We start from the raw sequence: 24,709 nt of genomic DNA, 5'->3' as shown, positions 1-24,709 counted from the left end.
TCCCACCACCAAACTGAGTACAGTTTTGGTGGGGTCTCCTGGAGGTTTAGGATGAGTGTTGAGCAAAAACGACGCGCCCTGATTACTGGGGCCAGTAGTGGAATTGGGAAAGCAACGGCTTTAGCCTTTGCGAAAGCGGGAATAGATGTCGCCTTAGTCAGCCGTTCTTTGAATAAGTTAGAGGCGGTGGCAGAAGCTGTACAGCATACTGGGGTGGAAGCAAAAGCTTACGCTGTAGATTTAGCGCGGATCTTGGAAGTAAAAGAAAAGATCCAAGCGATCGCCCTTGACTTTGGTGATATAGACATTCTGGTAAACAGTGCGGGCCTTGCCTATACAGCCACTTTGAGCGAAACTCCCCTAGAAGGTTGGCAGCAGGTAATTGACTTGAATCTGACCAGCGTGTTTCAGTGCATTTTAGGAATTTTACCCTCAATGCGCGATCGGGGCACAGGCACAATTATCAACATCGCTTCAATTGCCGCCAAGCAACCGTTTGCCGGTTGGGGAGCATACAGCGTCAGCAAAGCTGGTTTGATAGCCCTCTCTCAAACCCTGGCACAAGAAGAGCGCACCCACGGCATTCGTGTCACAGCCATCTCCCCCGGTGCAGTCAATACCGAACTTTGGGACACAGAAACAGTCCATGTCAACTTAGACCGTTCCAAGATGTTAACCCCGGAAATAGTGGCTCAGTCAATTCTCCACACAGTTCTGTTACCACAACAGGCAGTTATTGACGAATTGACCCTAATGCCCAGTGCTGGCGCACTTTAATTTATCCTTTGTCATTAGTCCTTTGCAAATGACCAATGACTAATGACTAATGACCAATGACTAAACCATAACCAAGACTGAATCATGACTATTGCTAGTTCCAACGGTTCCAATTACTCTCAATCGCCTCTGATTACCGACTTGGCAGAAGCCATAATTCCTAGACCCGATCGCAATACAAATAACGGGCGACAAGCTGATGTGTTCCCACCAAAAGAGGAACAGATAGAGGAAATGAAGGATGCAGTGCGGAAAATAATATTGGGCGTTGGCGAAGATCCTGAACGCGAAGGACTCCTCAAAACACCAAAGCGAGTGGCCGAGGCAATGCAGTTTCTTACCAGTGGCTACAACCAATCCCTTGAAGAACTCGTTAACGATGCCATCTTTGATGAAGGACATAACGAGATGGTACTAGTGCGAGATATTAATTTTTTTAGTCTGTGCGAACACCACATGCTGCCATTTATGGGTAGAGCGCACGTTGCTTATATCCCCAACCAAAAAGTTGTAGGACTGAGCAAACTGGCCCGCATTGTTGAGATGTATTCCCGTCGCTTGCAAGTCCAGGAAAGGTTAACCCGCCAAATTGCCGAAGCAATTCAGACCATTCTAGAACCTCGAGGCGTAGCCGTTGTGATGGAAGCTAGCCACATGTGTATGGTAATGCGGGGCGTACAGAAACCAGGTTCTTGGACTGTCACTAGCGCAATGGTTGGCGTATTCCAAGAGGAGCATAAAACCCGCGAAGAATTTTTTAACTTGATTCGCCACCAAGCAGCGTTCTTTTAACAAGTGGGGAGTGGGGAATGGGGCATTGGGCACTTGTACTGAGCGACTTGTGCCGAGCGAAGTCGAGGTAAGTCGAAGTATTGGGCATTGGGCATTGGGCATGAAGAAAAGACAAGGGGGACAAGGATGAGGGGGGAGACAAGGAAGAGACTTATTCAATAATTCCCCCTTGTCCCCCTTGTCCCCCTTGTCCCCCTCATCTCCCTCGTCTCCTCTGCTTCCCCTGCTTCCCCTGCTCCCCCTGCTTCCCCTACTCCCTCATGCCCCTCATCTCCCCAATTTCTCAAACAACTTGGTTACTTTATCTAAATCCTTATCTCCAGGTGCGCGTTCCACACCACTAGATAAATCAACGCCACTAGGACTAACCTGACTTAAAGCTTCCACAATATTATCTGCTGTTAATCCCCCAGCTAAAAACCAAGGGCAATTGGGGTTAAATTGCTCTAATATTTTCCAATCTAAGGTTTTACCTGTACCACCAAGTTGTTCGGGATGGTAGGCATCCAGTAGTAAAGTATCTACGTATTTTGTATAATCAGCCGCCGTGTCCAGATGCTCAAGACTACGAATTCTAAGTGCTTTAATAATCTCGACATTTGGTAAAGCTTCACGTAATTGGTAGCAAAAATCTGGTAACTCGTCTCCGTGTAACTGAACACCCGTCAACCCAGAATCAACAACTATCTGGCTGATTTCAGAGATACTAGCGTTGGCAAAAACTCCAATTGTGTCAACATTTGCCGGGAGTTCTGCCACGGCTGCCCGAATTTGAGATGTAGTCACGTAGCGAGGTGAGTTTCGTACACAAATAAATCCTAGTGCCGTTGCGCCCAGAGAAGCGATCGCTATAGACTGCTGTGGTTGAGTGATACCGCAAATTTTAACGCGCATGAAAATATAACAAAAAATTTAGAATAATCATTTGAAAAGTCTAAACTATCTCAAAAACTTTTGGGCCGTGTAATTTTATAATCTTGAGGTCTACGTTAACTTTTCCATTCAGGAGACAAAAGCTTGATTTCCTCTATTTTACTAGCAGTAGCTGCATCTGTTCCCGCCACCCCTGCGTGGAATCCTACAGTAGGAATCATCATCAGCATTAGCAGCTTAGTAATGGTTTTACTAAGTACTAGGATTGAAAAACCCCTAGTTGGACCCAAGTTCCCTATCCTGCCGATTAGTATTCCAACATTCGTTGGTGCGATGGCTTTTGGTCATATTATTGGCGTTGGCATCGTTTTAGGACTGACTAACATCGGTCGTCTATAACTTTGTATTTATCACGGCGTTACAAATAACGCCGTGATAAATACAAAATTAGTGAATTTGGTTTTTTCCATTTCACACACTCAAAAGGGGGAGTAGGGAGTAAAAGAGGAAATAAGGGAGACGTGGTTCGACTTCGCTCACCAACCGGGAGATGAGGGAGATGAGGGGGACAAGGGGGACAAAGGGGACAAGGGGGACAAGGGGGAATTATTGAATAAGTCTCTTCCTTGTCTCCCCCCTCATCCTTGTCCCCCTTGTCTTTTCTTCATGCCCAATGCCCAATGCCCAATACTTCGACTTACCTCGACTTCGCTCGGCACAAGTCGCTCAGTACTAGTGCCCAATTCCCAATTCCCAATTTCAGAGTTTTGCTCGCAGGCATTAATTGTCTATTCTAGAAATAAGAGCATTTCGGAACTCGGCACTACCGAATTGATGCTCAGAAATATACGTATAAGTATATACGCAAGTATTTCTGTATAGGAACTACTAGCGATATCTAGTTTTAGGACAATGTGATGCAAACAAATTGGAAAATTGGGTCTTTATTTGGAATTCCCCTGTTTTTAGACCCGTTATGGTTTGTGATTTTAGGGTTGGCAACCCTTAACTTTGGGGTAGCTTACCAGGAATGGGGGACTGCTATAGCTTGGAGTGCTGGAATAATTATGGCACTGCTGTTATTTGGTTCGGTGTTGCTACATGAATTGGGGCATAGCTTGGTAGCCCGATCGCAAGGTATTAAAGTTAATTCAATTACTCTGTTTCTGTTTGGCGGGATTGCTGCTATTGAAGAAGAATCTAAAACTCCTTTCAAAGCTTTTCAAGTAGCGATCGCTGGCCCATTGGTGAGTATCATCCTATTTTTCCTGCTCAGTCTCGGAGTTCTCGTAATCCCTGATACTAGCCCACTCAGTGTCATGGTTGGAGATTTGGCGAGAATTAACTTAGTGGTGGCACTATTTAACCTGATTCCTGGCTTACCTCTAGATGGAGGGCAAGTGTTAAAAGCAGCACTATGGCAAATAACAGGTAATCGTTTTCAAGCCGTACACTGGGCTGCTAGGGCTGGGCAAATTTTGGGTTATAGTGCGATCGCTTTAGGATTTGTTGTAGATTTCTTGACAAGGGAGTTAGCACTTGGTTTGTGGATTGCGCTGTTAGGTTGGTTTGCTGTCCGCAACGCTAACACTTATGACAACATGACTACGTTGCAAGAAAGCCTACTTAAAGTGGTGGCGGCTGATGCCATGACTCGTGATTTTCGGGTTATCGATGCTGACCAGACACTGCGCTCCTTTGCCGATTTATACTTGTTGGAAACCGCACCCTTACAGGTTTATTTTGCTGCTTCTGATGGACGTTACCGGGGTTTGGTTTCCATTGACGATTTTCGTGTAACCCAAAGAAGTGAATGGGAAACCCAAACCTTACACAGCATTGTGCATCCCCTAACAGAAATACCCACTGTTACTGAAGCAACAACCATAGCTGAGGTCATTAACAAGCTGGAAAATGAGCAGTTACCTCGAATTACCGTACTTTCTCCTGCTGGTGCTGTAGCGGGTGTAATTGACCGGGGTGATATTGTGCGAACATTGGCACAAAAGTTAAATTTGCGGCTCACAGACGCAGAAATCAAGCGGATAAAAGAAGAAGGTAGCTATCCGCCTGGGTTGCAACTGGGAGTAATCGCGAAGTCAATTGCAAATTAAACGTCATATCCTCGTCATAGTTTTGCAATAGATTTGTCAAAAGCTTGTGTGATATTGAATTTGGTATTTGGTTACAAAATGCTTTTTTTGGGTAAGAGGTAGGATTTCCTACCTTTTTTATTTTTTAAAATATGGCGTTATATTTGACATCCTCCTCAGCCTGAAGGCGTGAGGATTCCAATCTAATCAATTAGTTAAAATAACACATTCATTATTGTCGGGTCTTTTTGGTAGATTTACGTAAAGTTTTGCAAAAAAATCAAATTTATCGTGGGAATATTGTAGTTAACCTGTATTACTACGGAATAAATGACGGTTGAAGAAGCGATCGCACTCGTTGAGCAATTATTGGAACGAGGACGCTTAACAAAAGCCCAAGAGCTTGTATTTCGCCACAGTTGGCAAGGGAAAACTTACCTAGAAATGGCCGATGAAGTCATATACGACCCCGGACACATCAAAGATGTTGGTTCGCAACTATGGCGATCGCTTTCTCAAGCTTTGGGTGAAAAAGTTACCAAGAATAATCTCCACGGTGTCCTGAAACGAACTGTACAGCAGCACAATGGTGCAAACAAATCTCCAACCTCCACGCCTCACATCGATTGGGGAGAAGCGATCGACGTTTCCCGTTTCTATGGACGTAGCACTGAATTAGAAACCTTGAGTGAATGGATTGTGGGCAATCGCACTCGTATAGTCACACTGTTAGGTATGGGTGGCATGGGTAAAACCGCGCTTTCGGTGAAGTTAGCAGAACAATTGCAGGGAGAATTTCAGTATGTCATTTGGCGATCGCTCCGGCACGCACCTTTTTTTGATGACAAGCTGACGGACTGCATAAAAATCCTTTCCAATCAACAAGCGATCGCATTGCCCCCTGACCCTCACGAGCAAATCACCTGTTTAATCGAGTACCTTCGGAAATTTCGCTGCTTACTGATTTTGGATAATTTTGACACGCTGCTGCAACATGGCAAGCAGACAGGTTGTTACCGTGAGGGTTATGAATCCTATGGTGAACTTTTGTGGCGATTAGGAGAAACTCAACATCAAAGCTGTATTCTGCTCACCAGTCGGGAAAAACCTACCCAAGTCGCTGCTCTCGAAGGTGATGGTTTGCCAGTTCGGACTCTTGCTCTATCAGGATTAGAAGTTGCAGCCGGAGAAACAATTCTCTCCCTCAAAGGGCTATTAAGTACAAACAACGAAACTCACCAACTAATTGAATGTTACCGTGGTAATCCCCTAGCGTTGAAAATTGCTGCAACTTCAATTCGGGACTTGTATGAAGGCAGCATTTCCCGCTTTTTTAGCGAAGGGACAACGGTCTTTAATGGTATTGGCAATCTCATAAAGCAGCAATTCCAACGACTCTCTGCGTTGGAGCAACAAGTCATGTACTGGCTGGCGATTCATCGGGAAAGTGTTTCTGTGGTAGAATTGCAAACCAATCTTGCAGCACCACTATCTAAACCTAAGTTAATAGAAGTTCTAGAGTCTTTATCCTGGCGTAGCTTGATTGAAAATAACACAGGCGGATTCACACAGCAACCCGTCGTCATGGAATACTTAACAGATTGTTTGATTGAGCAAGTCTGTCAGGAAATTGTCACGGAATCGCCGCGATATCTGCTGAGTCATGCCTTGATGAAAGCCCAGGCAAAAGACTATATCCGCGATAGTCAAATTCACCTGATTGTGCGGCCGATCTTGGAGCAACTGCAAATAACCCTTGGTTCTACTCGTCAGCTTCAGGATAAACTTGGCAGACTGATTAATAAATTACAAGATGAAATTGTAGATACAGTTGGATATGGTGGCGGCAACCTGCTGAATTTGTTGGTTCAATTAGAAACCGATTTGACAAGGTATGATTTTTCTCGTCTCAACATTCGTGACTGCGATTTGCGTAGGCGTAGCCCAACCCAGGCATCGCTCAACTTACATCAAGTTAACTTTACTCAAACAACATTTCGAGAATGTGTTTTTGCTGCGACCTTTAGCGGTATTACTAGCGTTGTCTTTAGTCCAGATGGGTGTTGTCTTGCTACCAGTGATACCAACGGTGAAATTTATATTTGGGATGCCAACAACGGCAAACAACTCTTTAGCTGTAAAGAACATAACAGTTGGGTGTGGAGTGTTGCTTTTAGCCCTGTGCATCCGGTCTTAGCGAGTTGCGGTCAAGATCATACTATCAAGCTTTGGGACACTACCACAGGAAAATATCTTAAAACTCTGTATGGACACACCAGCATCGTCATAGCCTTGGCTTTTAGTCCTGATGGACAATTTCTGGCCAGTGCTAGCGACGATCGCACAGTTAAAATCTGGGATATGACAACAGCAGAATGCGTGCAAACTCTAGAAGGACATGACAAGTGTGTGTGGAGTGTCGCATTTCATCCCACAGGAAAAACCCTAGCAACAGCTGGTGAAGATAACACAATCAAGTTGTGGAATCTAGAAACTGGATACTGCGTACAAACCCTTAAGGGACATCAGCATTGGGTAAAAGCGATCGCTTTTAGTCCAGAAGGGCAAAGGTTAGTTAGTGGCAGTTTTGATCAAACGGTGAAACTTTGGGATCTGCGGACTGGGGTGTGGATGTGTGTGATGACGTTGCTAGGACATACAGGATTTGTCACATCAGTAGCATTCAGCCCCAAAAAAGATCAAGTGGCAAGTAGTAGCTATGACCAAACTGTGAAGATTTGGGATATACATACCGGAAAATGTCTGGATACCCTAAAAAAGCATACAAACCGGATTTGGTCAATTGCTTTTCATCCCCAAGGACACTTAATCGCTAGCGGTGGGGATGACCATGCAGCTAGAGTCTGGGAAGTTTCAACTGGACAGTGTACCAAAACCATCCAAGGACACAGAAATGCGATTTATGGCATCGCCCACAGTTGCCAGCAAAACCTTCTTGCCAGTGGACATGAAGACCAGACAATCAAACTCTGGGATGTCAACCTCAATGCCTCGCAACAGTTAAAGCATGGCCTCCAGCCTTTTCGTGTATTATACGGACACAGCAATCGGGTCTTTTGTGTTGCCTTTAGTCCCAACGGACAATTTCTCGCCAGTGGCAGCGCCGACCGTACTATTAAACTTTGGAGTCCTCATACAGGAAAATGTCAGAATACCTTGCACGGTCACGGGAGTTGGGTTTGGGCAGTTGCTTTCAGTCCAGACAATAACTTACTTGCTAGTGCCAGCCACGACCATACAATCAAGATTTGGGATGTGCATTCTGGCGAATGTTGGCAAACATTGCAGGGGCATCCTGGATCTGTGCTAGCGATCGCTTTTAACCCTGACGGCAAAACTCTCTTCAGTAGTGGCCATGAAAAGATAGTTAAACGGTGGGATGTTGAAACAGGAAAATGTCTGAATACTTGGGAGGCAGACTCAAACCGCGTTTGGGCAATTGCCGTCAGTCCAGATGGTCAATACATTGCCACTGCTGGTGATGAACAGATAGTGAAATTGTGGGACATTCACACCGGAACTTGTCACCGGATATTCCAGGGACATACTGGCCAAATTGTTTGTATTCTCTTCACCGCCGATGGTAGTCGCATGATTAGCGGTAGTAGCGATCGCACCATCAAGATTTGGGATATGGCTACTGGAGACTGCCTTGCTACACTAGAGAATCACCAAAATTGGATATGGTCACTCAGTCTGAGCCACGACGAGCAAACTCTTCTCAGCAGTAGCCTGGATGAAACAATCAACTGTTGGGATATTACTACGGGGCAATGTTGGCAAACTTTCAGACCCGCCCGCCCGTATGAAGGGATGATTATTACTGAAGTGATGGGGTTGACTGAAGCAGAGGTAGCAACTTTAAAAGTTTTGGGGGCGTTAGAAGTGAATTGATGCACGACTACGACACATATCTTAACCTCCAAAATCAAAACGCATGATTTTTTGGGTATTCCCCTATTCAACTTGTTGCCTAAGCGATGGAGTTTGAATCACTAGTACAGCGCGGCGTAAATAAACCACCCATTCCAAATCAATGAAACCCTTACGGTACAGCAATTACGAATTACGAATTACGAATTACGAATTACGAATTACGCCCTGCGGTACTAGTCCTCTAACAATTTCTTCAGGTTGGGAAATTATTAAAACTTTAAGTTTAAAGTGAGTAAAATGTAAGGACGTGATATACTACGTCTCTCACTTACCCTGGTTTTATGGCACTGCCAATTGTTGCAATTATCGGACGCCCAAATGTGGGCAAATCCACCCTGGTTAATCGACTCGCCGGGGAACAAACGGCGATTGTCCATGATGAACCGGGAGTGACACGCGATCGCACTTATCTACCAGCTTTCTGGAATGGTCGCGAATTTTTAGTCGTAGACACTGGTGGTTTAGTCTTTAATGATGATACCGAATTTTTACCACTAATTCGCCAGCAGGCAATGACAGCCCTGGCAGAAGCCTGTGCTGCAATTTTTGTCGTAGATGGTCAAACAGGCCCCACATCGGCAGACCAAGAAATCGCCGAATGGATGCGCCAACAACGCGTACCTGTGCTACTAACTGTAAATAAATGTGAATCCCCAGACCAAGGCTTAATGCAAGCTGCCGAGTTTTGGGAATTGGGTTTGGGCGAACCATACCCCATCTCCGCGATTCATGGCAGTGGCACAGGAGAGTTACTCGACGAGTTAGTTAATCACATCCCTGCTGTTGAAGACATCCCCGAAACTAATGAAATCAAAGTGGCAATTGTGGGCCGCCCCAATGTAGGCAAATCGAGCTTACTCAATTCTTTTGTTGGCGAAGAAAGGGCAATTGTCAGCCCAATTTCCGGCACAACCCGCGATGCTATTGATACCGTCATTGAACGAGACGGACAAACCTATCGCTTAATTGACACCGCCGGGATTCGCAAAAAGAAACACATCGAATACGGCACAGAATTCTTTAGTATTAACCGTGCTTTCAAAGCGATTCGCCGCGCTGATGTGGTTTTATTAGTACTAGATGCTGTAGATGGAGTCACAGAGCAAGACCAAAAATTAGCCGGGCGGATTATCGAAGAAGGCCGAGCTTGCATCATCGTCGTTAATAAGTGGGATGCTGTCGAAAAAGACTCTTACACAATCTACGACTACGAAAAAACTCTGCAATCACGGTTACATTTTACCGAATGGGCAGAAACAATTTTTGTGAGTGCCTTATCAGGACAACGGGTAGAAAAGATTCTTGAATTAGTGAAAACGGCGGCTGAATCACACAAACGGCGTGTCAGCACATCAGTTATTAACGAAGTCTTAACAGATGCCGTAAGTTGGCATTCACCGCCAGCATCCCGTGGTGGTCGTCAGGGCAAGATTTATTATGGTACACAAGTAAGTAGCCAACCACCAACGATCGCACTATTCGTCAATGATTCCAAACGCTTCAACGACAACTACCGTCGCTACATTGAACGCCAATTCCGCCAACAGCTAGGATTTAAAGGCACGCCAATTATATTATTGTGGCGGAGTAAGAAAGTCCGTGATGCCGAAATTGGTAATGTTAATAGAGCAACTCGCGTCAAAATAAGTTAGGAGACGCGATGAATCGCCTCTCTTAACTCTTTGTACAGACGCGATTAATCGCGTCTCAACTCTTAACTCTAAAATGGATTTATTGCGATCGCTGCCACTTGGACTTTATTTAGAACAACCCCAAACTTGGCTGCATAAAATCGATCCGCGAGTCAAGTTCGCCTGGTTGATGAGCTTTTTAACAAGCTATGTTTTCGCTAACAACTTTTGGCGGGTGCTGCTGGTGGTACTATTGATTATTGCCACCTTGATTGCCAGAATTCCCCGGCGAGTATGGCAGCAACAAATGGGCTGGCTATTAATGCTATCGTTTTTTGTCTTAGCGATCGGAGCCATCAGTCCTGATGGAATGGGTGTAGATTATCAGCCACGCCTACCAGCTAATGAACAAATATTAACCCAGCCAGCATTCTCCAAGAATATTGTTCCAGAGCAAGCAAGTAATAACAAAAAATACAGCTATGTCCTATTTCAGAAAGGCCCGGTCAAAGTAACTCGCCGTTCCTTGGATTTGGCAGTACGACTGAGTACAATTATATTTACCGTAATTTATAGCACCAACCTCTATCTGCTAACAACCGCACCAGAAGAAATCACATCTGGTATAGAAAGCTTAATGCAACCCCTACGACGCTTCAAGTTGCCTGTCACAGAAATTGCTTTAACTTTAACTTTGTCCTTGCGCTTTATTCCTCTAGTTTTAGAAGAAGTACAAAACTTATTTCGCTCTGTGATGACAAGAGCAATTAATTGGAAAAAGCTGGGATTGAAAGGAGGGTTCAAAGTTTGGATGACAGTCGCAGAGAGATTGTTAGAAAATCTGCTCTTACGAGCCGATCAAATGGCGAATGCAATGATGGTGCGGGGTTTTACCAGTCCCAACGAGCATCGAGTCCAGTGGCACGACTTACGATTCAAAGGGCGTGACTGGCTTGCTATTGCAACTTTAATTGTATTCTGGGGAATACGGCTAGCTATAGGAACTCAGGTCTAATTTTGCATAGGGAATGGGGAGATGAGGGAGATGTGGTTCGACTTCGCTCACCAACCGGGAGATGAGGGGGACAAGGGGGACAAGGGGGAATTATTGAATAGTCTCTTCCTTGTCTCCCCCCTCTTCCTTGTCTCCCTTGTCTCTTCTTCATGTCCTGTTTGGCCAATTCCCAATGCCCACTTAAGTTAGCTATTTTGTGCCATTTAGCCACAGTTGTGGCAGTATGGAAAGAAGTTGAAAAGTTCGCTGTTGCCGTTGGGAACTTCAAAGGGTGTTTTCCCTTGCCACGTCGAACTTTTAACAACAGGATCGGGACTATCTTGTACCTTATCCCCACAGATTGGTAAATTGAAGTCACCAAAGCAGATGGTGATGTTTCTCAAACAGCCTCTACTCTCTAAATCCACGCTTTGCGGCTTCTGTTGTACCATTTCGCTTCACTACCACTAGCTTCATCTGCCAATTAAAAACTAGATCAAGGTCTTCGTAACCGCAGTTTTGCATTTTAAGCAAATATTCTGACGAATGTTGGTATTATCGTCTGAATGTTTGGAATTCACTGCGAAAAGATATATATACTCCCACCTTGACTACACCTTGACTCTTAAATGAATCCAGAAAACGCAGAAACTTACATAAACCATCCAACTTGGGGTTTACTCTACAAAATCTGTATGGTTGATGAAACCCAGGATTTGTTCACCACACTTTATGCCCAGCGCCTGTTTTTTTTGGTCGCAAATGACGTTAAAGGTGTCAAATTCCAGCCTATAGGACGGACTGAGGCTAGAATGATGTTGGAAAATCGCTTACGTACCCTGCGGCGCAGTGGGCATTCTCAGGAGTACGATCAGCTTCAAAGGGTTTTCCAACGCACCTTCCAATGAACAGTTCGATTTCCGAACGTATTCTTTCCATTCGTTCCTCTCTGCCAACTTCAGTCAAATTGATTGCTGTTAGCAAACAAGTTTCTGCTCAGGCCATTCGGTCTGCATACTCCGCAGGAATTCGTGATTTTGCAGAGAGTCGCATCCAAGAAGCCGCCAGCAAACAAGCCGAGTTGCAAGACTTACCGGATATTACCTGGCACTTTATTGGACATTTGCAAAGCAATAAAGCCAAAAAAGCCATCGAACAATTCCCTTGGATTCACTCTGTGGACAATTTGAAGCTGGCACAGCGCTTAGATCAATTAGCCCAACAGCTAGGAGTGAGTCCCCAGGTTTGCCTGCAAGTGAAAATCCTCCCCGATCCTAACAAGTCTGGTTGGAGTGTGTCAGAACTTTTGGCTGATTTACCCACACTCGATCAATACAAAAGTTTACAAATTCAAGGTTTGATGACAATCCCGCCATCAGGATTAAATGATCCCGAAATTTTGAATGTGTTTAATCTCAATCGTGAGCTAGCAAAGAAAATCCAGGAACAAAACTGGTCGCACATTAAAATGCAGCACCTATCTATGGGTATGTCAGGCGACTACGAACTAGCAGTGCAAGCAGGCGCAACGATGGTACGATTAGGAACAATATTGTTTGGCGATCGCTCTTAGCCCTCGATCGTCAGCTTTGCAGGTCAGTATTAATAAAGATCAGGATTTGATGACAAGAATTTTGTCAGAGACTGGTGCAATTAGAAACAAAGGATATAGTATTGACAAGAGCAATCGCCAAGGGAAAATGGGGTAAAAAGAACTTTCCTTCGGATAAACCTTAGGATATAATCTTGACTCATTATTATGTTTAGGCGATGCACAGACCTTTCCAATAAGTGTCGGTTCATCGCCAAAACCCGTAGTATGGGCTACAAATAGCAATATACTTGCTGAAGTATCCACCGATGTAGCGTATTTTACCACCGTAGGCATCGCTCTTATCTCAATAAATCCTAAGCCAAGTCAATACAGGCTATTCGCACCAGGAGAGTACACAGACAATGAACAACATCTTTTCCAAACTCAGAGACTTTGTAGGTCTAAATGAGCAAGTGGAATACGAATATTACGAAGAAGAACCAGAAACAGATAATAATAATTATCAAAATCTGTATCAGCAAGAAAATCCTCAACCCCCAGCCCCACAAGAGAGCGCAACCGCTCAGAATCGACGCTGGCGGGAACCAGTGCCTACAATGGGAGATGATATCGCAGCAGGTTCAAAGCCAATGGGGAATGTGATTGGTATGCCAGGAGCAATTAACGGAATTTCGGAAGTTTTAGTCCTCGAACCACGCACCTTTGAAGAAATGCCCCAGGCAATTCAAGCGTTGAGAGAACGGAAGTCAGTGGTATTAAATCTGACAATCATGGACCCAGACCAAGCTCAACGAGCAGTAGATTTTGTTGCAGGTGGTACTTACGCACTAGATGGACATCAAGAGCGCATCGGTGAGAGCATCTTCTTGTTTACACCAAGCTGTGTCCAAGTTAGCACCCAAGGTGGCGTTCTTCATGAAGTACCACAACCCCCAGCACGTCCCTCTCGTCCTACAGGTACTCCAAATCAAACCTGGGGCAACGAAACTAACCGGATGGCACAATAAAGTTAAATTAGTAGTTAGTCCTTTGTCCTTTGTCCTTTGTCATTTGTCCTGGGTTTTGCTCATGGTGACAAATGACAAACGACTAATGACCAATGGCTAATAATTAATGACTAATGACTAATGACTATAAAATTTGGGTTAATTGGTGGTGGGGTAATGGGAGAAGCGCTCTTATCCCGCCTTATCGCGCGTGGAATTTATCAATCATCAGAAGTCATAGTTAGCGAACCGCTACCTTCACGGCTAGATTTTTTGAAACAGCAATACGATGTTGCTGTGACGACAGATAATAGTGAGGTTTTCACTCAAGCCAAAGAAGTTGTCTTTTTGGCAGTGAAACCACAGGTGTTTAGCGCGATCGCTCAAGAATTAGCAGATATTGATATTATTAATAGAGAAAACTCACCCCTGATTATTTCCATCTTGGCGGGTGTGCCCTTAAGTCAGCTAGAAGCTGCATTTGTGCAATTGCCAGTTATCAGAGCAATGCCCAACACCCCCGCAACAGTGGGAGCAGGAATTACCGCCATTTGTTCCGGTGCATATACCAATGCCAAGCATCACCAAATAGCACAGCAAGTTTTTTCGGCCGTGGGTGAAGTTGTAGAAGTATCAGAAGGGCTGATGGATGCAGTCACAGGGCTATCTGGTAGCGGCCCAGCTTACGTTGCGCTGTTAGTAGAATCACTTGCTGATGGCGGAGTATCCGCAGGTTTACCTAGAGCAATTGCCAATCAACTAGCATTGCAAACCGTACTGGGAACAGCGAAACTGTTACATGAAACCAAAATGCACCCAGCCGAACTGAAAGATCGCGTTACTAGTCCTGGTGGTACAACCATTGCCGGGATTGCCAAACTAGAACAGGCAGGATTTCGTTCAGCTTTGATTGAAGCAGTAAAAGCTGCCACAGAGCGATCGCAAGAACTGGGAAAATAAAAAAGAGTCATTGGTCATTTGTGAAAAACTAATGACAAATGACAAATGACTAATGACTAATACCCAACGTTAGTATAGTAAACAATCTGGTTGCAAATGTGATTGAGTGAATTATCCTGCGCCGTCTCCAGAACTTGACTTAGGGTCTATATTTCCCTTTGATCTGGATCAGTTTCAAAAAGAAGCGATCGCGTCCCTAAACGCTGGACGCTCAGTAGTCGTGTGTGCGCCCACAGGTTCGGGCAAAACATTAGTCGGGGAATACGCTATTTATCGCGCCCTAGCGAGAGGAAAACGTGTATTTTACACCACTCCCCTAAAAGCACTATCGAATCAAAAATTACGTGACTTTCGAGAAAAATTCGGGTTTGATCAAGTCGGACTGTTAACTGGAGATGCCTCCATTCACAGGGATGCACCGATTTTGGTGATGACCACAGAAATTTTCCGAAATATGCTATACGGCACACCCATCGGGCAAGTCGGCATCTCATTAGTAGACGTGGAAGCAGTCATCCTTGATGAGTGCCACTACATGAACGATCGCCAGCGCGGTACTGTTTGGGAAGAATCCATTATCTATTGTCCCCGGGAAGTGCAACTGGCAGCCCTCTCAGCAACGGTTGCAAATAGCGATCAACTAACCGATTGGTTAAATCGCGTTCACGGCCCAACCGACCTGATTTACTCCGATTTTCGCCCAGTTCCCTTAGAATTTCACTTTTGCAATCCCAAAGGGTTATTTCCCCTGTTGAATGATAGCAAAACCAAAATTAACCCCCGCCTTCAGAAGAAGAAGGGGAAAGGGGGAGAAAGGGACAGGGGAAGAAGTGGTAGACCGGAAGCTCCTGGTATAATTTTTACCTTGAGCCAGTTAGAACAACGGGATATGCTACCAGCCATTTACTTTATCTTCAGTCGCCGGGGATGTGATAAAGCGGTGGCAGAAGTGGGTGATTTATGGCTGGTAAATAATGAAGAATCCCAAATTTTGCGGCAACAAATTGATGAATTTTTAGCCCGCAATCCCGAAGCTGGGCGTTCTGGACAAATTGCCCCCCTATACCGGGGAATTGCTGCCCACCACGCCGGAATTTTGCCTGCTTGGAAAGCACTGGTAGAAGAACTATTTCAGCAAGGGCTGATTAAAGTAGTATTCGCCACGGAAACACTGGCCGCGGGAATTAATATGCCCGCCCGGACAACGGTAATTTCTACCCTTTCCAAGCGGACTGACACCGGACACCGCCTGTTAAATGCTTCCGAATTCTTGCAAATGGCGGGACGAGCAGGCCGCCGGGGCATGGATAAACAAGGTCATGTGGTGACAGTCCAAACTCCCTTTGAAGGAGCCAAAGAAGCGGCGTATTTGGGAACATCCAAGCCAGACCCACTTGTAAGCCAGTTTACGCCCAGTTATGGCATGGTACTCAACTTGCTGCAAACGCATACCCTAGAGCAAACTAGGGAACTGATAGAGCGCAGTTTTGGGCAGTACATGGCGACATTGCATTTAAGACCAGAATACGATGAGATTGCCGAACTGGAAAAACAATTAGCTCAACTACATGAGCAAATCGCCGCAGTTGATGAAAATGAACTGGCTATTTATGAGAAATTGCGGCAACGTCTGAAAGTCGAACGCCAGATATTGAAAACTCTGCAAGAGCAAGCGCAGTCAGATAGACAACAAGAATTGGGGATGATGTTGGACTTTGCAGTGTCAGGAACTCTGTTGAGTCTCAAAGGCAAAAACATCACAGTGTCTTCACCCGTAACCGCAGTATTGGTGGGAAAATCGCCTGGTTCTGGTCAAGCTCCTTATTTGGTATGCTTGGGGCATGATAATCGCTGGTATGTGGCAACCGCAGGGGATGTAGTCGATTTATATGCAGAATTGCCGCGAATTGAGGTGTCACCGGATATACTACCACCGCCAGAGATGCCCTTAAAACCAGGACAGTCACGTCGTGGTAACGAAGAAAGCTTTGCGATCGCAGTGCGTATTCCCAATCCGGTAGAATCTTTGCATCTGGCACCAGAAGTAGCAGAACAACTCAGTCGTACTACTGCTGTCCAAGAGCAATTAGAAGCTCATCCCCTACATCAATCAGGCAATGCTGCCACGCTTTTCAAACGCCGGGCCCGCTATGTCGAACTAGAAGCCGAACTCGAACAGTTGCAAGGGCAAGTAGAGCAACATTCACAACGTCATTGGGAAGAATTTCTCAATTTAATCTTAATTCTGCAACACTTTGGCGCTTTAGATAACTTAGTGCCTACACAATTAGGGCGAATTGCTGCCGCCATTCGGGGTGAGAATGAATTGTGGTTGGGTTTAGTATTCGCTAGTGGTGAATTGGATAACTTAGATCCCCACCATTTAGCCGCCGCCGCCGCCGGTTTGGTGATGGAAACACCCCGTCCAGATAGCAAGGTTAACTTTGAGCTTAGTAATGAAGTTGCAGAAGCCTTAGCAAAATTGCGGGGAATTCGTCGCCAAATGTTTCAACTACAACGGCGGTATAACGTAGCGCTGCCTATATGGTTGGAGTTTGAGTTAATTGCCATAGTAGAACAATGGGCGCTAGGAATGGAGTGGACAGAACTCTGCGAAAACACCACCTTGGATGAAGGCGATGTAGTGAGAATTCTCCGCCGGACGTTGGATTTATTATCACAAATACCCCACGTTCCCCATCTGCCAGACTCTTTCCAGCGTAATGCTTATCGGGCGATGCAGTTGATTGATAGATTCCCTGTAAATGAGGTGGTTGAATAAACAGGACACTTTTAGCTACAGAGTTCTGTGCGTCTTTTTTTTCGGGACTTACGCAAAATTAGACATTGTAGGGGAAATTTATGAATTGCCCCTACAAACTGTGCTGACAATTCAGGTTATGTGGAAAAGTCCACCAAAAACCTAACCCCCTTCCCGACGCGGGAAGCTACGGTGTACACACATCTTTATAGAAAACCAAAATCGTTGGAGATCCCCTTAAATCGATGCCACCTGCTCATGGGGGAAACCACGCCAGATGCTCCACTACAGCGCTTCGCGCATCCTGCGGCGGTGGAGACCCCTGTTCCCGCAGTGGCTCCCCGATAAATTGGGGGACTTTGATTCTAGTTCCCCCTTTTTTTAAGGGGGGTTAGGGGGGATCAAAACGATATGGAATCAGGTGAGCAGACTTATGTGTACACCGTAGGACGCGGGAAGGGGGAAATTCAAAGTCTCTCTCCTTTTAGGAGAGAGATTTAGAGAGAGGTTTTCCAGATGACCTGAATTGCCCTACAAACCGCCCCAAGAATGAATTTAGATTTAATAGTAGTGGTACGTAGTTAAAAATGCTTTTTTGGTTTCGTATATCTTCTATACGTAATTAATCACATCTATTTAACAGAAGTTGTAGTCGCTATAAGCGCTATTCAACCCTAATACACCAAGTTTCCAGTACCGCGCAACTGACGCAAAGAGTTTATGCACAATGGACAGTCGCAGCCAAATGTCTTAATTGCAGCATCACTTTCTTCGTCAGTAAAATTCAACATGGCAATATTCTGATCTGATACTGATGTGACAATGGTCGAGGAACGTGCAGATGATGTATACGGTTGCTTTCTCTCTGAATCTCGAATGCACACAAAGTCTTTTCCACCATGTGGGTTAGTGATACAGGTACGACCATCTTCTGTGTGCATCAATCGCTGTGTAATACTACCACTAGCATGGGCAGGATGAAATGCCACCAGCGTAGACATCATCGACACAAAGATTGAGGAAGTGGAAAGCAAATTCAGAAGAATTTTTTTGTTCATAGATTTCCTTGAGAAAATTGTCTACTAGCTTAGGGTATTCGATTCACTTTCAAACTTCAAGTGGGTTTCACTAAGAATAGCTAGCTTGACACTTGTTATTCAAGAAAGTTCCATATACTACCCAGTTTGATCGCAAAGTAGTTGTCATAGCAGAATTAAGCAGTCAAACAGGTTTGAAGTTTGTAGATCAAGACCTTTGAAATCTTATGCAGAGTGATAAATTGCTCACTACGAACAAAAATTATATCTTAGATTATTCTACAAAATTGATAACTGCCATATAGCAATCTTAAATGAGTTATGAAAATGTGCGATGTCCAGATCCCCGACTTCTCGAAGAAGTCGGGGATCTAATTTTTCATGAATGATTTAGGATTGCTATAGCTATCCTGACAAAATTATAAATCTTAATTTGAACCAAAAGATAGCATAAGTATTTAACAAAAAATCTGATATAGATTCTCATTCTTAAATGTTCAACTTGTAAAAAGCTCTTTTTTTTATTACATTTGTAAAAAGGCTCATACACGAATTAATTTACTAGCCTCAACACAAAAGATGAAGCAAAAAATACATTCCGAATCTTCAGGTTGTTGCAACTGTGAACACGAGCGTCATGAGACTCATAACCATACTCATGATGAGAATCATAACCATAACCACAATCACGATCGCGGTGGAGAATTCAATCTAAAAAATGAGGTATTGCCTTTAATAGCAATTTTAAGTTTATATGTGCCTGGTGTAATTTTTGAAAATCAATTACACAATACATTCTACTCAATAGGTGAATATCTGCTTTTCATCCCTGCCTATTTATTGAGCGGATGGAGTGTTTTAAAAACTGCTGGACGCAATATACTTAGAGGTAGAGTATTTGATGAAACTTTTTTGATGACAGTAGCGACAGTAGGGGCGATCGCAATTCATAAATTACCCGAAGCTGTCGGAGTCATGCTATTTTATAAAATTGGCGAATTGTTCCAGGATATTGCTGTTAGTCGTTCCCGTAGTTCCATCAAAGCCTTATTGGAAGTCCGTCCAGACTATGCAAATATCCAAATAGAGGGGGAACTAAAAAAAGTCAGCCCAGAAACAGTAAATATTGGAGATATTATCGTCGTCAAACCTGGGGAAAAGATTCCCTTAGATGGTGAAATTATAGATGGAAATTCGCAAGTTGATACATCTGCATTAACTGGAGAATCTGTACCGCGAACAGTGAGGCTGGGTGAAATAGTTTTGGCTGGAACGATCAATAAAATGGGTGTTCTCAGCATTAGAGTAACAAAACGATTTGATGAATCTTCTATTGCCAAGATTTTAGACTTAGTGCAAAATGCCAAAAGCAAAAAAGCAGAGACAGAAAAATTTATTACTAAATTTGCCCGATATTATACGCCAATAGTAGTTTTTACATCTCTAGCAGTGGCAATATTACCGCCTTTATTAATTTCTGGTGCAAGTACTTCAGAATGGGTTTATCGTGCCTTAATTTTGCTAGTTATCTCCTGTCCATGTGGACTTGTTATCAGTATTCCATTAGGTTACTTTGGAGGTGTGGGAGGTGCAGCTAGAAGGGGTATTTTAGTTAAAGGCTCTACTTTTTTAGATACTCTAAATGCAGTCAATACAGTTGTGTTTGATAAAACTGGAACGTTAACTCAAGGCGTATTTAAAGTAGTAAGAATAGTAGCACATAATGGCTATAATGAAGCAGAATTGCTGCAATTAGCGGCCAAAGTAGAATCACACTCCAATCATCCCATCGCTCAATCTATCCTTAAGGCTTATGGTGGGAAGATTGATGAATTTGAGGTGAGAGATTATGAAGAGATTGCAGGCTATGGAATTAAAGCCAAGGTTGAAAATAGGTTAGTGATAGCGGGAAGCGATCGCCTACTCCACAGAGAGAATATTGCTTATGATAATTGCCAGCTACAGGGAACAGTTGTTCATTTAGCAGTGGATAATATTTACGCTGGTTATATTGTCATTGCTGATGAACTGAAAGAAGATGCGAGACACGCTATTCAAGCACTCAAGCGAATGGGTGTAGAGAGAACAGTAATGTTGACAGGAGATAATCAAGCGATCGCTTCCCAGATTGCCCAACAGATAGGCATAGATGCTTACGAAGCAGAGTTATTACCAGAAGAAAAAGTCAATGCCATTGAGAAATTACTCAGCACCGCCGGCAAGCATGGTAAAGTTATCTTTGTTGGGGATGGTATTAATGATGCGCCAGTGATTGCTAGAGCCGATGTTGGGATGGCAATGGGTGGTTTAGGTTCAGATGCAGCCATCGAAACTGCTGATGTTGTCATCATGACAGATGCGCCATCAAAAGTAGCAGAAGCAATACAAATTGCCAGAAAAACCCGCAAAATTGTTTGGCAAAATATTGGCTTTGCTTTAGCAATTAAAGCTGTGTTTATTGGATTGGGCATTTTAGGTATAGCGACAATGTGGGAAGCTGTCTTTGCTGATGTTGGAGTAGCATTGCTGGCAATTTTAAATGCAACTAGAGCGATGAAATAAAAATTTTGGAAAATCGGGAATCGGGAAATTGTATTGGAAAACCCGATCGCATTCTTAGGAACGAAACTTAACCTTCGTCAGGGTTTGTAGTTATAGCGTAGAAAATGCGATCGCATTCTTCACCCACCGGATGACGAACCAAAGGTTTACCAACGGTTACACATACTCATTGGCGTAAGTGCAGATTTAGCTGTCACAGTCAAAAATGCAACGTCTATAGGAAATATACTGATTGATAGCGATCGCGCTGCCTATCCACCAGAAAAAGTTACACTTAAGTCTGCATTGTAATCATGAGACTTATGTAAATATACAGTTATTTGGCGCATCGAAATCACAATTTCCTCACCCAGAAAACAAGGAAAATACAGATATTCAGCTAATTGGTGTTTATTTATACTATTTCAAATTTTTGTAGTCGTTATACTCATAACTTAGGTTCTACCTGGGAATTAGGAAGTGGCTTTGCCACTTCTTTTTATTAATAGCTAACTGGCTAAGGCTGTCATTGGTCATTGGTAAGAGTTTTAAGCCATTTACGTTTCGTAAGATATTTGGGTTTTTTCGCGCAAACTTACTTATCATGTCCGTTTTATTAACCATAAAATAATCATCCTGTCAAGCTACGGCTTTATAAGCTTCAACATAATTTTGGTCAATTTATAGACACACATGATACTAACCCAAGTTGCTAGTTATAGATTCAAGCGATCGCAACGGGGTCATTTAAGCAATAAAATTCTCCCCAGAGTCAAAAGAGGAGGGATATCTGCTAAACGAAATAATTACGATCTCTTAAAATGAGTATCTCAGTTTTGGGAAAATATCTCTTAAAGAATCCGAAAAGCAGCAAAATCAGTTTGGAGATTAAGTATACACCTAGCAAAATGAGATGAACTCATTGATAAGTCATGGTAAATACAAATTTAAAACTGAGATTTAAACCCGTTTCTCACAGTTGGGTTGCTCTGCATCCACAGCCTAAAGGGGTAATTCAATTTATTGCAGGGGCTTTCTTTGGTACATTTGGCCCCATGCTTTTTTATCGCTATCTACTTCAATCTTTATTTAATCAGGGATACACGATTATTCTTCTACCGTTTAATTTTACTTTTAACCATTATGTAGAAGCTGGTTTTCTGATGAGAGAGCAGTATGAGATTTTGCCAGAGCTTGTGAGGATGGCAAGTGTTGAGGGATATGATTATGAAGCCTATCTAGATGATAAAAACTTTTCTTGGATTGGACATAGCCTTGGCTGTAAATATATTTCCCTGTTAGAAGGATTTACTGCTCTGCCAGATGATCTTCCAAATAGGGAAAAGTTTATTCGGAATCTCTTATCTCATACTTCGGATAAGTCACAAATAGAAAGTATCATTAAAGATATTAACATTCTTGTTGAGGAACTTAAACGCAAAATTGTCGAAGTTCGGAAACTAATTTACACTTACGTAGGTCGGGAAATTAAAATTAATAGTGTCTTTATTAGAGGGCAAGTTTCTATCCTATTAGCACCTGATATTAGCGATACAGCCAGCGCAATTCGCCCTCAATTTTTAGCCGATATCATCGATAATATTGGTTGGGGTGTGAAACCAAACCCTGAAGAAACCAAGAATTTAATCAAGGATAGTGGGTTATTTAATATCATGGGTTTAGTCTGTTTTCAGTCTGATAAGATTGCTAAATTAACCTGTGAATGGTTTACTAATATTTTGAAAAGACCGCCCCAAGAATTTGTGGAGACTTTAGATGGTGGGCATTTAAAACCTTTAGGTATTCAATTAGGTAATAATGTCATTAATCTTTTTGATAAACCGTTGATTGAATCAGTTCAAGATCGAAATAGAGGCTTTGAGCATCATGTAATTCAATTGCTTGAGGCGCTGAAAGAAGAATCAAGATAATGGGCATTGGGAAGAGGCAGAGGGGCGGGGGGCAAGGGGAAAACTCTTAAAACTCTTCTCCCTTGCTCCCTGCTCCCTGCTCCCCCTCATCTCCCGGTTGGTGAGCGAAGTCGAACCACATCTCCCTCATCCCCATTCCCTAATGCTTTTCATGACAATCCCAATTCTTCTGGAAAGCCCAGCATGATGTTTAGGTTTTGGATGGCTGCTCCTGATGCGCCTTTGCCCAAGTTGTCGAGACGAGCAACTAGCAATGCTTCTTTGCTGGTGTCATTGGCGAATACAAAAACCTGAACAACATTGGTACCGTTCATGGCGATCGCATCCAAAAATATTCCGTCTCGCAGCAGAGTAGAATCTTGGAATGGAGCAACCTGCACAAATTTTTCATCTTGGTAGTAATCAGCGATCGCTTCATAGATTACCTCACCTGATGGTGGATTATCCAAAGTTCCTAACAGCAAAGGCACTTGAACTAGCATCCCTTGCTCAAAATCTCCTACTGAAGGTACGAATAGTGGCGGCGATGCTAACCCTGAATAATAATGCATTTCCTTAACGTGCTTATGCCCAAACTGCAAACCGTAGATGCCGTATGGATGTAGTGACTCGGCCCCGGTTTGCTGTTCATGAAATGTATGGTATTCTTTGATGAGATTCTTTCCGCCACCAGAGTAACCTGATACTGCATTAACAGTGATGGGAAAATTACTTTTTAAAAGTCCCTTAGCAATCAAAGGACGGATACAGGCTAAAAATCCTGTGGGATAACAGCCTGGATTGCTAACAAACTGGGCGCTGGCGATTTTCTCTCGCTGTCCTGGATTTAGTTCAGGAAAACCATATACCCAGCTATCAGCTGTGCGATGGGCACTACTAGCATCAAGGATCTTAACCCTAGTATTACTAACTAAGCTAACAGCTTCGCGGGCTGCATCATCAGGTAGACAGAGAATAACAACATCGACGGCATTAATTAGTTTAGCTCGCTCACTTGCATCCCTACGTTTAGATGCCTCAATGCTAACTAACTCGATATCATCCCGTTGATTAAGGCGTGAGTAAATTTGTAAGCCTGTGGTTCCCGATTCTCCATCAATAAAAATCTTCGGTTTAGTAGTCATGCGGTTTTTATATGTGAATGATATTTTGACTGATTAATACTTACAAGTTTCTGTCTCCTGCCTTCTGCCTCCTGCCTCCTTCACCCTGCTTTCACCATCCACACCAAAAAGCTCAGAATTGGTTCGATAGGAGGAAGATAATAATCCATTAAATCAATTGTGACTGTTTGCCCCTCTAGTCTGAGAAAGCGCCATTGGGTTCCACTGCTGACAGTGCCATAGACAGCTGTTAAGGGTTGTTCCCTGGCTTGATTGAATCGCTGTGCAGCTACCATTTCTGCAATGCATTGTCCCAATCCAGATTTTAAATCTGATTTTTTCGCTTCAACAATGACAATTGCAGGTGCTTCCACCGTTAATTGTTCAGATGAACGGCAAAGCAGGAAGTCACACACACCGTTGAGTCCAATACTCGCATCAACGTTAAACTCTTCCCCTGAAAACACACTAATTGAGGAATTGAAGATGCGTCGTACTTCTAGCAATACAGGATTAATTATCGCCTCTGAACGAGCTTTTTCTGTATCAACTGCGATCGCCCACGGTAAATCCTCTAAAATACCTTGTAGTCTGAAACTTGGAGTAATGGGTTCAATCGAGTCTGGGAAAAAGCGGACTCCTTCTACAGTAGTCAGGTGAAAATCTTGTTTCACTTTGTCAATGGTGAATTGACTGTAAGGCATGATAATTAACACTC

At 43.6% G+C, this 24,709-nt stretch carries 19 protein-coding genes; 14 read left to right on the top strand and 5 right to left on the bottom strand.

Annotated elements, in window-relative coordinates; translation table 11 throughout:
* Positions 1-51: 51 nt before the first annotated feature.
* On the top strand, positions 52-777 hold the full coding sequence (locus HWQ36_RS03920; protein ID WP_292698292.1) for an SDR family oxidoreductase: 726 nt from the start codon (positions 52-54) through the stop codon (positions 775-777).
* 84 nt (positions 778-861) lie between these two features.
* Positions 862-1,569 (top strand): GTP cyclohydrolase I FolE, encoded by a 708-nt coding sequence (folE, locus tag HWQ36_RS03915; RefSeq protein WP_292698290.1) that lies wholly within the window; start codon positions 862-864, stop codon positions 1,567-1,569.
* A gap of 267 nt (positions 1,570-1,836) precedes the next feature.
* Here folE and HWQ36_RS03910 read toward each other — a convergent pair whose 3' ends face one another.
* Positions 1,837-2,463 (bottom strand): phosphoribosylanthranilate isomerase, encoded by a 627-nt coding sequence (locus HWQ36_RS03910; protein WP_292698288.1) that lies wholly within the window; start codon positions 2,461-2,463, stop codon positions 1,837-1,839.
* Between the two features lie 123 nt (positions 2,464-2,586).
* Between HWQ36_RS03910 and psaK the strand changes: the two genes are divergently transcribed.
* The 5 genes from psaK to HWQ36_RS03885 all read left to right on the top strand — a co-directional run bounded on the left by psaK (position 2,587) and on the right by HWQ36_RS03885 (position 11,138).
* Positions 2,587-2,841, top strand: a complete 255-nt coding sequence (gene psaK, locus HWQ36_RS03905; RefSeq protein ID WP_292698286.1) for a photosystem I reaction center subunit PsaK — start codon at positions 2,587-2,589, stop codon at positions 2,839-2,841.
* A gap of 518 nt (positions 2,842-3,359) precedes the next feature.
* Entirely contained in the window at positions 3,360-4,556 is a 1,197-nt protein-coding gene (locus tag HWQ36_RS03900) for a site-2 protease family protein (RefSeq protein ID WP_292698284.1), read from the top strand.
* Between the two features lie 309 nt (positions 4,557-4,865).
* Positions 4,866-8,450 carry an NB-ARC domain-containing protein gene (locus HWQ36_RS03895; protein WP_292698282.1) on the top strand — a complete coding sequence of 1,195 codons (3,585 nt, stop codon included), beginning with the start codon at positions 4,866-4,868 and terminating at the stop codon, positions 8,448-8,450.
* A 323-nt stretch (positions 8,451-8,773) separates the two neighbouring features.
* Positions 8,774-10,144 (top strand): ribosome biogenesis GTPase Der, encoded by a 1,371-nt coding sequence (gene der / locus HWQ36_RS03890; RefSeq protein WP_292698280.1) that lies wholly within the window; start codon positions 8,774-8,776, stop codon positions 10,142-10,144.
* Positions 10,145-10,217: 73 nt separating this feature from the next.
* Positions 10,218-11,138 carry an energy-coupling factor transporter transmembrane protein EcfT gene (locus HWQ36_RS03885; protein WP_292698278.1) on the top strand — a complete coding sequence of 307 codons (921 nt, stop codon included), beginning with the start codon at positions 10,218-10,220 and terminating at the stop codon, positions 11,136-11,138.
* 203 nt (positions 11,139-11,341) lie between these two features.
* On the opposite strand, the gene HWQ36_RS03880 is transcribed toward HWQ36_RS03885, so the two are convergent.
* A complete protein-coding gene (locus tag HWQ36_RS03880) occupies positions 11,342-11,569 on the bottom strand; it encodes a hypothetical protein (protein WP_292698276.1) in 228 nt (75 codons plus the stop codon).
* Positions 11,570-11,746: 177 nt separating this feature from the next.
* On the opposite strand from HWQ36_RS03880, the gene pipX reads away from it, so the two are divergent.
* The 5 genes from pipX to HWQ36_RS03855 all read left to right on the top strand — a co-directional run bounded on the left by pipX (position 11,747) and on the right by HWQ36_RS03855 (position 17,400).
* A complete protein-coding gene (pipX, locus tag HWQ36_RS03875) occupies positions 11,747-12,025 on the top strand; it encodes a transcriptional coactivator PipX (protein WP_292698274.1) in 279 nt (92 codons plus the stop codon).
* Positions 12,022-12,690, top strand: a complete 669-nt coding sequence (locus tag HWQ36_RS03870; protein ID WP_292698272.1) for a YggS family pyridoxal phosphate-dependent enzyme — start codon at positions 12,022-12,024, stop codon at positions 12,688-12,690. The genes pipX and HWQ36_RS03870 overlap by 4 nt, the downstream gene beginning before the upstream one ends.
* 383 nt (positions 12,691-13,073) lie before the next feature.
* Complete coding sequence (locus HWQ36_RS03865; protein WP_292698270.1) at positions 13,074-13,679, top strand: cell division protein SepF; 606 nt, start codon at positions 13,074-13,076, stop codon at positions 13,677-13,679.
* Positions 13,680-13,799: 120 nt separating this feature from the next.
* Positions 13,800-14,618 carry a pyrroline-5-carboxylate reductase gene (gene proC / locus HWQ36_RS03860; protein WP_292698269.1) on the top strand — a complete coding sequence of 273 codons (819 nt, stop codon included), beginning with the start codon at positions 13,800-13,802 and terminating at the stop codon, positions 14,616-14,618.
* Between the two features lie 106 nt (positions 14,619-14,724).
* Positions 14,725-17,400 carry an RNA helicase gene (locus tag HWQ36_RS03855; RefSeq protein WP_292698267.1) on the top strand — a complete coding sequence of 892 codons (2,676 nt, stop codon included), beginning with the start codon at positions 14,725-14,727 and terminating at the stop codon, positions 17,398-17,400.
* A gap of 653 nt (positions 17,401-18,053) precedes the next feature.
* On the opposite strand, the gene HWQ36_RS03850 is transcribed toward HWQ36_RS03855, so the two are convergent.
* Positions 18,054-18,437, bottom strand: coding sequence for a hypothetical protein (locus tag HWQ36_RS03850; RefSeq protein ID WP_292698265.1), 384 nt, complete (start codon positions 18,435-18,437; stop codon positions 18,054-18,056).
* Between the two features lie 558 nt (positions 18,438-18,995).
* Between HWQ36_RS03850 and HWQ36_RS03845 the strand changes: the two genes are divergently transcribed.
* Both HWQ36_RS03845 and HWQ36_RS03840 read left to right on the top strand, forming a co-directional pair.
* Positions 18,996-20,978 carry a heavy metal translocating P-type ATPase gene (locus HWQ36_RS03845; protein ID WP_292698263.1) on the top strand — a complete coding sequence of 661 codons (1,983 nt, stop codon included), beginning with the start codon at positions 18,996-18,998 and terminating at the stop codon, positions 20,976-20,978.
* A 911-nt stretch (positions 20,979-21,889) separates the two neighbouring features.
* Positions 21,890-22,888 (top strand): DUF1350 family protein, encoded by a 999-nt coding sequence (locus HWQ36_RS03840; RefSeq protein ID WP_292698261.1) that lies wholly within the window; start codon positions 21,890-21,892, stop codon positions 22,886-22,888.
* Positions 22,889-23,037: 149 nt separating this feature from the next.
* Here HWQ36_RS03840 and argC read toward each other — a convergent pair whose 3' ends face one another.
* Together argC and HWQ36_RS03830 are read right to left on the bottom strand one after the other, a co-directional pair.
* Entirely contained in the window at positions 23,038-24,012 is a 975-nt protein-coding gene (argC, locus tag HWQ36_RS03835; RefSeq protein ID WP_292698259.1) for an N-acetyl-gamma-glutamyl-phosphate reductase, read from the bottom strand.
* Positions 24,013-24,092: 80 nt separating this feature from the next.
* A complete protein-coding gene (locus HWQ36_RS03830) occupies positions 24,093-24,695 on the bottom strand; it encodes a hypothetical protein (RefSeq protein WP_292698257.1) in 603 nt (200 codons plus the stop codon).
* Between the last annotated feature and the right edge of the window lie 14 nt (positions 24,696-24,709).

This window comes from Nostoc sp. NMS2, from assembly GCF_017115105.1.
Taxonomy (GTDB): domain Bacteria; phylum Cyanobacteriota; class Cyanobacteriia; order Cyanobacteriales; family Nostocaceae; genus Nostoc.
This window is presented reverse-complemented; position numbering and strand designations above follow the sequence as displayed.

Bases quoted from the DNA above. Each gene is read 5' to 3' on its own strand.
- HWQ36_RS03900 (WP_292698284.1), top strand. From the start codon at position 3,360: ATGCAAACAAATTGGAAAATTGGGTCTTTATTTGGAATTCCCCTGTTT.
- HWQ36_RS03840 (WP_292698261.1), top strand. From the start codon at position 21,890: ATGGTAAATACAAATTTAAAACTGAGATTTAAACCCGTTTCTCACAGT.
- HWQ36_RS03895 (WP_292698282.1), top strand. From the start codon at position 4,866: ATGACGGTTGAAGAAGCGATCGCACTCGTTGAGCAATTATTGGAACGA.
- HWQ36_RS03850 (WP_292698265.1), bottom strand. From the start codon at position 18,437: ATGAACAAAAAAATTCTTCTGAATTTGCTTTCCACTTCCTCAATCTTT.
- folE (WP_292698290.1), top strand. From the start codon at position 862: ATGACTATTGCTAGTTCCAACGGTTCCAATTACTCTCAATCGCCTCTG.
- HWQ36_RS03910 (WP_292698288.1), bottom strand. From the start codon at position 2,463: ATGCGCGTTAAAATTTGCGGTATCACTCAACCACAGCAGTCTATAGCG.
- HWQ36_RS03830 (WP_292698257.1), bottom strand. From the start codon at position 24,695: ATGCCTTACAGTCAATTCACCATTGACAAAGTGAAACAAGATTTTCAC.
- pipX (WP_292698274.1), top strand. From the start codon at position 11,747: ATGAATCCAGAAAACGCAGAAACTTACATAAACCATCCAACTTGGGGT.
- HWQ36_RS03845 (WP_292698263.1), top strand. From the start codon at position 18,996: ATGAAGCAAAAAATACATTCCGAATCTTCAGGTTGTTGCAACTGTGAA.
- HWQ36_RS03870 (WP_292698272.1), top strand. From the start codon at position 12,022: ATGAACAGTTCGATTTCCGAACGTATTCTTTCCATTCGTTCCTCTCTG.
- HWQ36_RS03885 (WP_292698278.1), top strand. From the start codon at position 10,218: ATGGATTTATTGCGATCGCTGCCACTTGGACTTTATTTAGAACAACCC.
- HWQ36_RS03865 (WP_292698270.1), top strand. From the start codon at position 13,074: ATGAACAACATCTTTTCCAAACTCAGAGACTTTGTAGGTCTAAATGAG.
- der (WP_292698280.1), top strand. From the start codon at position 8,774: ATGGCACTGCCAATTGTTGCAATTATCGGACGCCCAAATGTGGGCAAA.
- argC (WP_292698259.1), bottom strand. From the start codon at position 24,012: ATGACTACTAAACCGAAGATTTTTATTGATGGAGAATCGGGAACCACA.
- proC (WP_292698269.1), top strand. From the start codon at position 13,800: ATGACTATAAAATTTGGGTTAATTGGTGGTGGGGTAATGGGAGAAGCG.
- HWQ36_RS03920 (WP_292698292.1), top strand. From the start codon at position 52: ATGAGTGTTGAGCAAAAACGACGCGCCCTGATTACTGGGGCCAGTAGT.
- HWQ36_RS03880 (WP_292698276.1), bottom strand. From the start codon at position 11,569: ATGGTACAACAGAAGCCGCAAAGCGTGGATTTAGAGAGTAGAGGCTGT.